Consider the following 13,414-nt stretch of genomic DNA (forward strand, 5'->3'; position numbering starts at 1 on the left):
GACTGCCGTTTTATTTATTTAGACTTCAAGAAATTCCAGAGCAGGACGGCCGCCTGCGCACGCGTGACCTGGCCCGCGGGATCGAAGCGATTGCCGCCGATTCCCGAGATCCAGCCCTCCCGCTGCAGCGCATCTACAGCCTCCGAAGCGTAGCCTGCAATGGCGAAGCGATCCGCGAATGGCGCCGGCCCCTCGCCGCTGTCGCCGCTTGCCGGCAGGCCGCCTGCCAACCGGGCGGCGCGGTAGAGCAGCACGGCCATATCCTGCCGGCTGAGCGGTTCGCGCTCGCCGTAAGTGCCGTCTCCGCGGCCGGCCACGATGCCAAGCCTGATCGCTTCGGCCAGCGGCGCATCGTACCAAGCCGCCGTCCGCGCATCCGGCATCGCGTCGGCCGCTTCGGGAGCGCCGCCCAGTTCCAGGCTCCTGAGCAGCATGGCGACGAACTCGGCCCGCGTCACACCGGCCCGCGGATTGAAGCCCCCTTGGCCGTCACCCTGGGCGATGCCGCGCGCGGCCAGCGCTTCGATACTGTCCCGGGCCCACGGCGCATGGGCTGCGTCCTTAAACCCGACATCCCGATAAGCGACCGCAAACGTCCCGGTATGCGTTGTCGTGAACAAGACGAAGCCCGCATCCGCGTCGTAGCTTCCGTTCGCGACGGGATGAATCGATCCGTCGGCGGAGACGAGGACCGCGACAGCCAAGGCTGCCTTTTCCCCGGTCCCCGGCGTATAGGGCAGCGAGGCCCGAAGCTTGCCCGGACTGAGCGCAGAGATAGCGGTGCCGTCCGCGGAAATGCCGATCTCGTGGACCGCTCCTCTGACGCCATCCGTCGCTTCCTCAGGCCGCGAAGCGCGCGGCGCCCGCTTGAGCGTGATGACGACATCGCTCGTCGCCCGGCTCCATGCCTCGTTCGGGACCGAGATGCGGGCGAAGCCGAGATCCAACGCCACGGATTGAAGCGAAGCTGTTCCTGCCTGATTCAATGGCCCGGCCGGGAGCCGCAGTACGATTCCTTGTGCAGACGGCGCCACATTCGCTTGGATGACGACTTGGCCGCTCTCCGCACTGCCGACAGCGGCTGCAAGCTGCGACTCGGATACGGCAGCCTCGAACACGCCGCCATCGTCCGGCTTCGTCTCGAGCTTGATGACGCCATGCGCGACAGCGGGCGTCGGCGTTGGCGTTGGTGTGGCCGTTGGCGTTGGTGTTGGTGTTGGTGTTGGTGTTGGCGTTGGTGTTGGCGTTGGCGTTGGTGTTGGCGTTGGCGTTGGTGTTGGTGTGGCCGTCGGTGTTGGAGTCGGTGTTGGAGTCGGTGTTGGTGTGGCCGTTGGTGTGGCCGTTGGTGTTGGTGTTGGAGACGGGGAAGCGGGCTCCTCCTCCTTCGGCTCGAACACGCGCACGTAGTCCACATACATGTCGATCTGATCGCCGTACGGACTCAGGTCGATCGGCCATCCCCCGCCGAGCGCGAGATTAAGCATAAAGTACAGCGGCGTGTTCGCCTGGGCGAAGGACGCATGCCGCCACACCTCGACATCGTCGATGTAATAAATAACTTCGTTCTCCGTAACCTTCGCGCCGTACGTATGCCAGGTTGACGCATTGTCCCCGTAAGCGAAATTTTCCGAGGAACAGTTCGTCTGGTGCGATTCCGGGCTGCCCGACCACCAATGCTTGGCCTGGCAAGCGCCTGCCGGATCATGGCCGTAGGCTTCTACGATGTCCAGCTCCGCCGTCGAAGGCAGATGATCCGCTCCCGTGCTGTTCTGCGACATCAGCCAAAACGCTGGCCAAGCGCCTTTGCCGGCGGGCATCTGGATGCGTGCCTCGAAATAGCCGTTCGTCGCCGAGACGCCGGTACCGTCGAGACGAACGGACGAGAGCAGGCCACCGATATACTTGCGGTTCCAGCCCTGGGGATCGGCATATCCCTCCGGCGCCCGGGAGGCCCGAATCCGCAGGTAATCGCCGCCGAGCACGGCGAACGGATTGACCGCGTCGGTCGGATCCGCGAAGATGGCTTCCCCGAACTCGGAGCCGTTCGGCCAATCCGGCTTCAACGATGCGTACCGCGCACCGGCGCCCGTCTTGGATACAGACAGCGGGCCGTCGAAGTCATCCTCGAACTTGACCTCCATGCCGGCCGTCTGCGGGGGCGGAGCCGGAATGCCCTTTTTCCAGACGACGCCTCCCTCGTTGTACAACTGCACATAGCTCGTCGCCAACTTCGCAAAGTTCGGATCGCCCTCCGGCGAGTCCCAGGCATTCAATATAATCGTCAACGGACCGTGCGGCAGCAGATCGGCGTCGATCTCGACTTCGCCTGCGCCCTGCGCGTCCGGCGCGGCGTTCGCGAGCCAGGCATCGTATCCCTGCGAATCGGGATGTGCTCCGTCCGGCTGGTGCCAGGCTCTTGCCCATACGTTTTTCATGCCCGGCGCGTCGAAATCAATCTTGAACTTGCCCGATACGGACGAGCCCAGCGCAGGCGCCGTCACCGCGATTACAGGCTCGGGTTCGACGACCGGCGGCGCGACGGGGACCGGTTCTTTGTGGGAGTCCACGTAGGCGATCTCCGAGACTCCCGTCCGCGCGTCGGACGCATGGGTAAAAACGACCCGGAATCGGCTCGCGATCACGGTGTCGAACGAGACGAGATTCAGCGCATTGCCCACAGGACGAGCGGGCGTCCTGATCTGTCCGGGCACGCTGAGCCACGCGCTGTCGTCCCAATATTGCACGTCGTAATCGCTCGGCGTCTTGACGCCGCCCCCGTCGTCATAAATGAAAATGCCGACCGTATTTTTGGAATATGGACGCTCGTATGCCGTCTCGATCCAATCGGCGGCGTTGGGGCTGCCGTAAGCCGTCCAGCGGTTGCGCGGGAAATCGCCGAACGAGACGATCCCGTCGTTCACACTGTCGACCGAATCTCCGTCGTTCGTATAGGAAGCGGATGCCGTACCCTTGGACGGCGGCGCCGGCAAGGACTGCTCCGACGAATCGACGTATACGATCTCCGTGACACCGGTCTTGGCTGAGCCGTGCGTGAAAAGTACGCGGAACTTCTGCGCGACGACCGGCGCGAACGTGACGAGGTTTAGCGCGTTGCCCGTCGGCTCGGCGGGCGATCGAACCTGGTCCTCCACATCCGTCCACTCGCCGTCCGCATTCAAATATTGAACGTCGTAGGCGGCGGGCGCCTGTATCCCCCCGCCGTCGGCAAACAGATAGATGCCGACAGCGTCCTTGCGCACGGGCGATCCGAAGTTCGTCTGCACCCAATCCGCCGCGTTCGGCGACTCGTATGCGGTCCAGCGATTGGACGGAGAATCGTTGTAGGACACGATGCCGTCGTTCACGCTGCTGACTTGGTCGAGGCGAAACGTATACGAAGCCGATACGATGCCAAGCGGCGACGTATCCGCTCCCGGCAGCGGCTCGTTGCTCGAATCCGCGAACACGATCTCCGTCGCGCCGCTCTTCGACCCGGCATGCGCGAACACGACGCGGAATTTCGAGGCGACGACGGCGTCGAACGTAATCAGGTTCAGCTCGTTGCCTGCTGGCGTTTGCGGCGACTTCTGCTCATGCGGAACAGCGGACCACGCCGCTCCGTCCCAGTATTGGACCTCCAGAGAGTTGGGCGCCTTCACCCCGCCGCCGTCGTCGAACAGATATACGCCAGCCACGTCTTTCGAACGAGGCTCGCCGTAATCGAACTGCACCCAGTCCGTCTCGTTCGGCGACTCGTAAGCCGTCCAGCGGTTTTTGGGCGAATCGTCGTACGAAACGATACCGTCCGATATGTCCCCTAGACGGTCTCCGTGATACGTGTACGACGCGGTTACCGCAGCCGGGGAAGCGTCCGGCGACACGTCCGGCGTCCCGGCCGCAGCCGCTGGCAGGCAGCCGCTGGCGGCGAGGCAGATGCCGAGGACCACCGACAGCCCTTGAAGCGAGAATCGTCTTTTCAATTTCATTGCAGCGAATCCCTCCATTACGATTGGCAATGACCGACGCGCCGTCCGGCGGCACGCCGATAATTCAACGATAAAGGAGGCGCCGCTCCGATAAAATCGTCCGTTTTTGATTTTGTATCTACCTTTTTCAACGAATTCATGCGAACGCAGGCGATCAGGCCGCGGAGCGTCTTGCTCCCCGGCTTTTGATGTGTCGACTATATGTATTTCACTTCATGATTATCCATCCGCAGGTAAAAAAACGGTCATCTTTACCCCAATTTAAACCGATTATGCTACAATATATTCTCAATATCGGTATGGCCGAATTATGAGGTGACAACTGCAATGATGAATTCTTCCCCTCTGGCGGACACAAGATCGCAAGTCGGCAGCACGGATATCACCCCGAGGAGAGCATCGAAAAAATCGGTTGTGCCGTTCGTCGTACTGTGGCTGCTGCTGATCGGAGCCGGCGTCGCCGGCACCGTATGGTATACGGGCCAGCAGCGCGAGCAAGTATCCGAGCAGCTCCAGCGCCAGACAGCGGCGCAGATCGAAGCGATGCAGCGGGATTACAGCGGCAGATTGGACAAGCTCGAGCAGGAATACGCCGCGCAGATGGCTGCGCTCTCGTCCAAGGTCGACACGCTCAACGAGCTGCTCACATTCACCCAGGACAATGCCAGCGACAAGACCGACAACAGCAACAAGCTGTATACGCAGATCAGCGAGCTGAAAAAGCAGCTCGAGCAGCTCAAAAAAGAGCTGGACGTGCTGAAATGAGAACGGGCGTCCAGCATCTGAACCGGACCGTGCTGCTGGCATGCGCGCCGTTCATCGGCATGCTGATCTGGCTCTGCGCAGCCGGCGTCAATCCCGACGTGCCGCGCATCGCGTCCGCCGACCTGCCGGAGCCGTCGCTCTCCGGCTATGCGGAGCCGCAGGCGACTTCGCTCGACGAGGCGGCCGTCACGGCGAAGCGGATCTCCGCTTCCGTCAAAAAAGTGTCCGAGCTGTACGTGAAAACGAATCAGAGCATGAACGCGATCATGACGACGGCCAAGTCGCAGGTCGGGCGCCCCGCCGCCATCTACGACCGCCGCATCTCCATCAAGCTCGGCAGCCCGCGCGATACGGTGCAATCCGGCAACCTGACGGCCCAGCTTTATACGATCCAGGCCCAGCATTTCAGCGGATATGCGCTCAAGGTGAAGCTGAAGAGCGTCAAGGCGATGTCGATGGCACTGGCCGGCGACAAGCCGGGCAGCGCGGAGACGACGCTCGAGGCCGTCAAGCGCACCGGCGCGATCGCAGGCATCAACGCAGGCGGCTTCGCGGACCAGGGGGGCAAGCGCTATCCGCTCAGCACGACCGTCGTCAGCGGACAGTATGTCAGCGGCTTTGAGCCGAGCTTCAACGACTTGTTCTTCGTCGGGCTAAGCGAGGAGCTGAAGCTGATCGGCGGCAAGTACAGCGACAGGGCCTCGCTGGACAAGGAAAAGCCGAAATTCGGCGCTTCCTTCGTGCCCGTGCTGCGCAAGAACGGCGTCAACCTGCCCATCCCCGCCAAGTGGCGCACCAGTCCGCTGCGCGCGCCCCGCACGGTGATCGCGAATTACAAGGACGATCAGATTCTGGCGATGGTCATCGACGGCAGAGGCGAGGACGGCAGCTCGGGCGCGACGCTCGAGGAGCTGCAGATTCTGCTCGCGCGCTTCGGCACGGTCGACGGCTACAATCTGGACGGCGGCGGCTCCTCCACCCTGGTGTTCAAGGGCCGGGTCGTCAACAGCCCGTCGGACGGACAGCTCCGTCGTCTGGCAACCAACTTTCTGTTCTTTAAATAGGAAGGCCGTCGGGGGAGATTGGGTTGGCAAATAAAGATGCCGCACATCGCTATTCCGAGCGCGGGACCACTTTTGGAGCAAATAAAGATGTCGCACATCGCTATTCCGAGTCCGAGACCACTTTTGGAGCAAATAAAGATGTCGCACATCGCTATTCTGCGCGCGGGACCACTTTTGGAGCAAATAAAGATGCCGCACATCGCTATTCCGAGCCAGGGACCACTTTTGGAGCAAATAAAGATGTCGCACATCGTTATTCCGAGCCAGGGACCACTTTTGGAGCAAATAAAGATGTCGCACATCGCTATTCCGCGCGCGGGACCACTTTTGGAGCAAATAAAGATGTCGCACATCGCTATTCCGAGTCCGGGACCACTTTTGCAGCAAATAAAGATGTCGCACATCGCTATTCCGCGCGCAGGACCACTTTTGGAGCAAATAAAGATGCCGCACATCGCTATTCCGAGTCCGGGACCACTTTTGGAGCAAATAAAGATGCCGCACATCGCTATTCCCAGCCACCGCGATGGCTATAAAAAAAGAGGCCGATTCGGCCTCTTTTTTGCTGCCAACCTATTACCGTCCCAGCCTGTGGTAGCCTTTGTCCCCGTACGGCTGCAGCTTGTCGACCCACAACTCTGCCAGCGCGTCTACCTCGTCCTGGTACTTTTTCAGCTCGGATCTGTCCGCCAGCTGCTCCTCGCGCGGCTTGATCCGGTCCAGCTCCTCGAATTCGAACACGCCGCCGCCGTACTGCTGCCAGTCTGCCTTGAGCTCGGGCAAAATGTTCGTGTCCATCTGCTTCATGAATTCGAAGCGGTTGCGCGCGCCGTCCAGATCCATCGAGGACCGGATGAGCACCTTGCCGTTGCGGGTGTTGCGAATCTGGTACACGCCCATCGGCCGGAACGATTGCGCGTATGCGCTGGCCAACTCCTTTTTGCGCTGCTTATCCAACGTTAATACCCCATTTCCTTCAAAATGCGGGACAGCGTGCCGAGGCGTTCCCCGATCAGCTCGCTGTCTCCTTCCAGCGCCGCGCCGAACAGCTTGATGTCCTCGCGAATCCGATCATTGTCCGTGCACACGGCCACGGTCATCGCGTCGCCCTGCAGGCCGATCCGGTCGATGACCGGCTGCTCCGGATCGTACAATTCCTCATAACGGTAAGCTTCGCGGAAATGCCCGAGACCGCGGGCGACCAATATCGCCAGATCGAGCACGCGGTGAAGCGGCAGCTCCTCCGACTGTCTCGACCACTTTTCCCCCGTATACCGCCATACCTTCGCCGAGATCTCGACCTTGCCGCGGTCGTTCCATTGGGCGAGACCGAGCGAGAGGCCTTTGGCGTCCGTATGGCCGGCATACCTGCCGTCCACATTTTCATAATTATCGGATACGATAACCGGTTTATGCTTCAACGAAGTCGGGATTTTCAACACACATTCTCCTCATGCATTCATTTAGTAAATTACTAATTTACTAATTCGATAGTTACAATCTTAACGAATAAAGACGAAGCGGTCAATCCCGACCTGCGCAAAAAAACGGCAGCATGACGACCTCGCGGGTCGGCACGCTGCCGTATGAAGCTCCCTGCCACATGCTTGCCGGTTGTGCGTTCAGCGCCATTTGTAGACCGGCCGCCAATTCAGCCGCTCCTTGGCGAGGGCGTTGCTGAACAGCGGCGCGGTGCCGCTCAGATCCGCGCGGATGTCCGTGACATCCGGGTAGTGCTCGGCGACGAGCGCAGCCGTATCCCGCTCGCTCAGCACCTCGTCGCCGGTGATGTTCAGACAGAGCGCCTCCCCGTCCAGCTCTGCCGTCAGCGCCGCGACACAGGCGGCCGCCGCGTCGCGGATATCGACGTAGCTCCACAATATTTTGCCGAAGCGCTCAGGATGGCGCGCATCCTCCGCCAATCGCCCGTATTCCTCGGGCGCTGCGATGAGGGAGAACCGCAGGCTCGCGATCTCAAGGCCGCTCCTGCGCGCGAACATCGCCGCCGCCAATTCGCCCACGGTCTTGGACAGGCCGTAGCCCTCCTGCGGCAGCTGCGGATGCAGCTCGTCCACGGGAAAATACGCGGGCGAAAACGGCCGCCGCGCCCAGGCGAAGCCATAGCAGGACGTGCTCGAGCCCATGACGATCCGCCGGATGCCGAGCATGTCCGCCGCCTCCAGCACATTAAAGCTGCCCAGTACGTTGTTCGCAAAAATCGCCTGATGCGGGTATCCGACCGGTGCAGGAATCGCAGCCAGATGAATAACCGCATCGGCGCCCGCAAGTCCGCCCGCCACCTGCCCGAGATCGCTCATATCTACGCGCAGCTGTCTGCAGGGGAGTCCCTCGGCGATCCGTTGGTCGAGCGAGACGACCTCGCAGCCCCGGCTGCGCAGCGCCTCGACGACGTACCGGCCCAGCTTGCCGCTGCCGCCCGTAACCGCAATTTTACGCATGCTGCCGTTCTCCTCTCTCACGGCCGCACCAGCGTGCCGTCTGCTTTGCGGTCCAACGGATAAGGCGAATGATAGCTGCGGCGCGACCAATCGTCGCCGATCAGCGCGGCGGCCAGCGTCTCGTCCAGATCGATGCCGAGCCCCGGTCTTGACGACGGGTGCAGGTAGCCCCCGACCCGCTCGATATGCCCGGGGAACGCCGCCTTCTCCTCCGGCCGGAAGTGGTTGACCTCCTGAATGCCGAAGTTCCAGACCGCCATGTCCATATGCACCGCCGCGGCCTGGTTGACGGGATCGTTCTCCCCGCCCTCCTGCCAAGCGGTGCGGACGCCGAACGCTTCGGCCAGCGCCGCGATCTTGCGGCAGGCGCTGATGCCGCCGGCCTTGGAGACGCGGACGCGGATGAAGTCGATCAGGCGCTCCGAGATGAGCGGCACCCATTCCTGCGGATTCGTGAAAAGCTCGCCTACGGCCTGCGGGGTCGCGCACTGCTGGCGAAGCTGGCGATACCAGGCGGCCTGATCCGGCGGGAGCGCATCCTCGAGGAAAAACAAGCCGTAGGGCTCCAGCCGTCGTGCCAGGCGTACCGCATGAATCGGCGACAGATGCTCGTGAACATCGTGCGTAAACTGGACATCGGGCCCGAACGCCAGCCTGAGCTGCTCGAACATGCGCGGGATGGCGTTCACGTACACATGCTCATCGAATACATGTCCGGCGGTCCAGGCGCCGCGCGGCACATTGGCGCGCTCGGGTCCGACGAAGCCGCCGCCGCCGTAGCCGCCCATCTGGACGCGCAGCACCGTGTAGCCCTCCTCGATAAATCGGGCGACATCCTCCTTGAGCTCCGCGATGTCCCTGCCTCCCGCATGTCCGTAGCAGGCAACGGCCGCGCGCGCGGCGCCGCCGAGCAGCTGATACACGGGCAGCCCGGCTTCCTTGCCTTTGATGTCCCAGAGCGCCATGTCGATGCCGCCGATCGCGGTGTTGAGCAGTGCGCCGCTCCGCCAGTAGCCGCTGTGGTGCATGAGCTGCCACAGGTCCTCGATGTTCGCCGGATCGCGGCCGACGAGCAGCGGACCGAGCAGCTGCTCGACGATCTGAACGACCGCCTCCGGGTTGTACAGGTCGGAGGCCGATCCCAGCCCGTACAGACCGTCCTGATCCGTCGTCACCTTCACAATCGTCCAGGTTCCGTTTTTTCGTGTCCGGATGCACTTGACCTCTGTGATCTTCGCCATTTGCGCCTTCCCCTCCTTCGGTTAGCCTCATTCTACTTCACCCCGCCTCCGCGCTTAATGAGACGATGACAAACTTACCTCGGAGATCTTATCCGATTCGCGAATGCCGGAGGACGGCAAAAAACGAAGCGGCGAGTCCGCTTCGTTTTCCGGTAACGGTTATTCAGGTTGAAAAGCGCCATGCGAACGCGGCGGACTGCCGGGTCGGGATTGCCGCGACCGGCGTCGACGAGGCGGACCGCGCGGGCGTTAGGCGCGCCGCTCCGCGGGCAGCGCAGCTGGCGCCTCGAGGACGGGCCGAGCGGCGGCAGCCGGCAGACCCCCTCCCTTTTGCGACAGGTAGAACAATGCCCCCGTGAACAGCGCACCGCCGATGAAGTTGCCGAGCAGCACGGGAATCTGGTTCCACAGCCACCAGTCGCCGAAGCCGACGTCCGCGCCGAGCAGCATGCCCGCTGGAATGACGAACATATTGACGACCGCGTGCTCGAAGCCTTGGCCGAAAAACGTGAGAATCGGCAGCCACATCGCGACGATCTTGCCGACGGTGGAGGTGGAGGTCATCGCCATCACGACGCCGAGCGTCACCATCCAATTGCACAAAATCGCCTTGACGACGACGAGCATCATCCCGTCCGCGCCCATCTGCTTGTAGGCGACGGTCTTGGCCTCGGCCGCCGAGATCAGCGTCTGCGCCAGCGGACTGGCCATGTCGGCGCCCATCTTGGTGACAGTCAGATCGTACAGGACGGCGTAGACGAAGCATCCGAGCAGGTGGCCCGCGATGACCCACATATAATTTTTGAACATCCGGCCTATACGCGTCTGTCTCTTTAACACGCTCAATGGAATAAGCGCGAAGCTGCCGGTCACCAGCTCCAGCCCGAGCAGGACGATCATGACGAAGCCGACCGGGAAAATAACGGCGCCCGCAAGCCCGATCTTCGTCTGCGCGACGGCCGTGAAGGCCAGCGTCGTCGCGAAGGCGAGAATCGCCCCGCCGAGGAAGCCCCGCACCAGCATCTGCGACACGCTCAGCTCCGCCTTGGCCGCGCCGCCGTCGATCATCGCCTGCAATACATCCTTCGGTTTAACGAAATCCATACGCTCAGCTCCTTATATGGTAATAAAAATGGACCCCGCATCGTCAATCTCCGTCTCGTAGGAAGTCACGCAGCCGTCGTCCGGCTCGTATACCTTCCCCGTCCTGAGATCGATCTTCCAGTCGTGCAGCGGACAATGGATCGCGGTGCCGCATACCATCCCCTCCGACAGCTTGCCGCCCTTGTGCGGGCAACGGTTCTCCACGGCGCGGATCTGTCCGTCCGACAGCTTGAAGATGGCGATCTCCAGCTCCTCGTGCCGGTAGGTGCGGGACCCTCTCGTGTCGATATCGTCGATGTGCGCGACCATCATTTTTGTCATAAACCTCCGCCTCCAATCTTTAGTTCAGCGGCGCGGGCACCGCGAGCGCTTCGAAGTTTTTGCGCAGCTCCCTGTCGCCGATAATTTCTTTCCAGGGATCGTTGATATAGCCGAGCGCCGCCTTGATGCGGCCGTACAGCGCCCTGCGCTGCTCCGGCGGCTCGAGCGCCGCCTTGATCGCATCCAGGCCGACACGCGCCACCCATACGGACGTGCGTTCGTTCCAGGTCGCATTTTCCCGGTAATATTGCAGGAACGCGCCGCCCCACTCGACGACCTCGTCCTCCGTCTTAACGACGCACAGCAGGTCCGTCGCCCGGACATGCACGCCGCCGTTGCCGCCGACATGCAGCTCCCAGCCGCCGTCGATCGCGACGACGCCGAAGTCCTTGATCGTCGCCTCCGCGCAGTTGCGCGGGCAGCCGGAGACGGCCAGCTTCACCTTGGCCGGGGCGTTCAGCCGCTCGAATTCCTTCTCGAGCCGGATGCCCATCCCGATCGCATCCTGCGTCCCGAACCGGCAGAACGTGTTGCCGACGCATGTCTTGACCGTGCGCAGCATCTTGCCGTAGGCGTGGCCCGACGGCATATCAAGATCCTCCCACATGCTCGGCAGATCCTCTTTCTTGACGCCGAGCAGGTCGAGCCGCTGCCCGCCGGTGAACTTGACCAGCGGCACGTCGTACTTTTCCGCGACCTCGGCGATTTTCTTGAGCTCCGACGGCGAAGTCACCCCGCCATAGATGCGCGGCACGACCGAATACGTCCCGTCCTTCTGAATGTTGGCGTGATAACGCTCGTTGGTGAAGCGGGATTCCTTCTCGTCCTTGTAGCGCTCGGGCCACAGCATGCCCATATAATAGTTCAGAGACGGCCGGCACTTCGTACACCCCTCCGGCCGATGCCAGCCGAGCGCCAGCATCGCTTCCTTGACGGTGGCCGGCTCGAGCCGCTTCAGCCCGGCGACGATCTCGTCGCGGCCGAGCGGCGTGCAGCCGCAGATGCCTTCCTTGACGGGTTCGCCGACGCGCTCTCCCGCATACAGGCCGAGCAGGCCTTCGACGAGCGGCTTGCAGCCGCCGCAGGAGCCGGTCGCCTTGTTGCACGCCTTGATCTCTCCGACCGTCGCGCAGCCCTTCGTCTCGATCGCGTCCCGGATCGCCCCCTTGGATACCCCGTTGCAGCCGCAGACGATCTCTTCGTCCGCCATGCCCTCCAGGCGGGAGGCCGGCGAAGCGGCCTGGCCGCCCGGAGCGAAGCCGAGCAGCAGCTCCTTCTCCTTGCCCTTGACGGACTCGCCCTTCTTCATGATCGAAAAGAGAGCTGCGCCGTCCGAGGTGTCGCCGAATAGCACGGCGCCGACGAGCCTGTCGTCTTGAATGACGAGCTTCTTGTAGACGCCGTCCAGTTCGTCCTGGTACCGCAGCGCGCGCGTGCCCGGCATCTCCTCGTACAGACCGGCCGAGAATACGTCGACGCCCGATACCTTCAGCTTGGTGGACGTGACCGAGCCCTCGTAGCCGGCCGTCTCCGCGCCCGCCAGCCGCTTGGCCAGCACCGCCCCCTGCTCGTAGAGCGGGGCGACGAGACCGTAGGCGATGCCGCGGTGCTCCGCGCATTCTCCGACCGCGTACACGTCCGGCACGCTCGTCTCCATGTAGTCGTTCACCACGATGCCGCGGTTGACCTCGAGGCCCGCCGATTTGGCCAGCGAGACATTCGGCTTGATGCCGACCGCCATGACGATCAGATCGGCCTCGACCTCGCCGCCGTCAGCGAACCGGAGCCCATTGACGCGCCGCTTGCCGTAGATCCGCTCCGACTGCCGGCTCAGCAGAAACTTCATTCCCTGCGCCTCCAGCTCCGCCTGCAGCATTTTCGACGCCTGTTCATCCAGCTGACGGTTCATCAGATACGGACTGTTGTGGACGACCGAGACGTCCATGCCCAGGTTCAGCAGGCCGCGCGCCGCTTCGAGACCGAGCAGGCCGCCGCCGATGACGACAGCTTTGCGGCAGGTTCGAGACGCCTCCTGCATGATCAGACAATCTGCGATATCCCGGAAGCCGATGACGCCTTCCTTGTCCGCCCCCGGCAGCGGCAGCATGAACGGCCGCGAGCCCGTCGCCACGATCAGCGTGTCGTAGTCGGCCACGGCGCCCTGATCCGAATAAACCTTGCGCGCCTTCGTATCGATGCAGACCGCCGTATGGCCGGCATGCAGCTTGATCCGGTTTTCCGAATACCAGCTCCAATCGTTCATGACGATCTCCTGCATCTCGGTCCCGCCCGCCAGCACGGACGACAGCATGATGCGATTATAGTTCGGATAAGGTTCGGCGCCGAAAATCGTCATCTCGTACCGTCCCGGAGCCAGCTTCAGCAGATGCTCCAGCGTGCGTACGCCCGCCATTCCGTTGCCGATCATCACCAGTTTCTTTTTGTCCGCCATGCGCGTCTCCCCCGTTCGTCAG

General features: G+C 62.5%; 11 protein-coding genes. 3 read left to right on the forward strand and 8 right to left on the reverse strand.

Annotation, left to right across the window (positions count from 1 at the left end; all coding sequences use genetic code 11):
- Positions 1-14: 14 nt before the first annotated feature.
- Positions 15-3,986 (reverse strand): S-layer homology domain-containing protein, encoded by a 3,972-nt coding sequence (locus tag VQ071_RS28460; RefSeq protein WP_340518222.1) that lies wholly within the window; start codon positions 3,984-3,986, stop codon positions 15-17.
- A 327-nt stretch (positions 3,987-4,313) separates the two neighbouring features.
- On the opposite strand from VQ071_RS28460, the gene VQ071_RS28465 reads away from it, so the two are divergent.
- The 3 genes from VQ071_RS28465 to VQ071_RS28475 are packed head-to-tail and all read left to right on the forward strand — an operon-like array spanning position 4,314 to position 6,351.
- Entirely contained in the window at positions 4,314-4,751 is a 438-nt protein-coding gene (locus tag VQ071_RS28465; RefSeq protein ID WP_340518224.1) for a hypothetical protein, read from the forward strand.
- Positions 4,748-5,815, forward strand: a complete 1,068-nt coding sequence (locus VQ071_RS28470; RefSeq protein ID WP_340518226.1) for a phosphodiester glycosidase family protein — start codon at positions 4,748-4,750, stop codon at positions 5,813-5,815. The genes VQ071_RS28465 and VQ071_RS28470 overlap by 4 nt, the downstream gene beginning before the upstream one ends.
- A 23-nt stretch (positions 5,816-5,838) precedes the next feature.
- Complete coding sequence (locus VQ071_RS28475) at positions 5,839-6,351, forward strand: hypothetical protein (protein WP_340518227.1); 513 nt, start codon at positions 5,839-5,841, stop codon at positions 6,349-6,351.
- A gap of 40 nt (positions 6,352-6,391) precedes the next feature.
- Here the strand turns inward: VQ071_RS28475 and VQ071_RS28480 are convergent, their stop codons facing one another.
- The 7 genes from VQ071_RS28480 to nirB form a co-directional block, all read right to left on the reverse strand.
- Complete coding sequence (locus VQ071_RS28480; protein ID WP_340518229.1) at positions 6,392-6,772, reverse strand: GIY-YIG nuclease family protein; 381 nt, start codon at positions 6,770-6,772, stop codon at positions 6,392-6,394.
- 2 nt (positions 6,773-6,774) lie between these two features.
- Complete coding sequence (locus VQ071_RS28485; protein ID WP_340518231.1) at positions 6,775-7,254, reverse strand: DUF6530 family protein; 480 nt, start codon at positions 7,252-7,254, stop codon at positions 6,775-6,777.
- Positions 7,255-7,437: 183 nt separating this feature from the next.
- Positions 7,438-8,274 carry an NAD-dependent epimerase/dehydratase family protein gene (locus VQ071_RS28490; RefSeq protein ID WP_340518232.1) on the reverse strand — a complete coding sequence of 279 codons (837 nt, stop codon included), beginning with the start codon at positions 8,272-8,274 and terminating at the stop codon, positions 7,438-7,440.
- Positions 8,275-8,291: 17 nt separating this feature from the next.
- Positions 8,292-9,515 carry an enolase C-terminal domain-like protein gene (locus tag VQ071_RS28495; RefSeq protein ID WP_340518235.1) on the reverse strand — a complete coding sequence of 408 codons (1,224 nt, stop codon included), beginning with the start codon at positions 9,513-9,515 and terminating at the stop codon, positions 8,292-8,294.
- A 249-nt stretch (positions 9,516-9,764) separates the two neighbouring features.
- The gene (locus VQ071_RS28500; RefSeq protein ID WP_340518237.1) at positions 9,765-10,619 is read right to left on the reverse strand and encodes a formate/nitrite transporter family protein; all 855 of its coding nucleotides are present in this window, start codon (positions 10,617-10,619) and stop codon (positions 9,765-9,767) included.
- A 12-nt stretch (positions 10,620-10,631) separates the two neighbouring features.
- Positions 10,632-10,940 carry a nitrite reductase small subunit NirD gene (gene nirD, locus VQ071_RS28505; RefSeq protein ID WP_340518239.1) on the reverse strand — a complete coding sequence of 103 codons (309 nt, stop codon included), beginning with the start codon at positions 10,938-10,940 and terminating at the stop codon, positions 10,632-10,634.
- A 19-nt stretch (positions 10,941-10,959) separates the two neighbouring features.
- On the reverse strand, positions 10,960-13,392 hold the full coding sequence (gene nirB / locus VQ071_RS28510) for a nitrite reductase large subunit NirB (RefSeq protein ID WP_340518241.1): 2,433 nt from the start codon (positions 13,390-13,392) through the stop codon (positions 10,960-10,962).
- Positions 13,393-13,414 lie beyond the last annotated feature (22 nt).

This window comes from Cohnella sp. 56, from assembly GCF_037963805.1.
In the GTDB taxonomy this organism is placed as follows: Bacteria; Bacillota; Bacilli; order Paenibacillales; family Paenibacillaceae; genus Cohnella.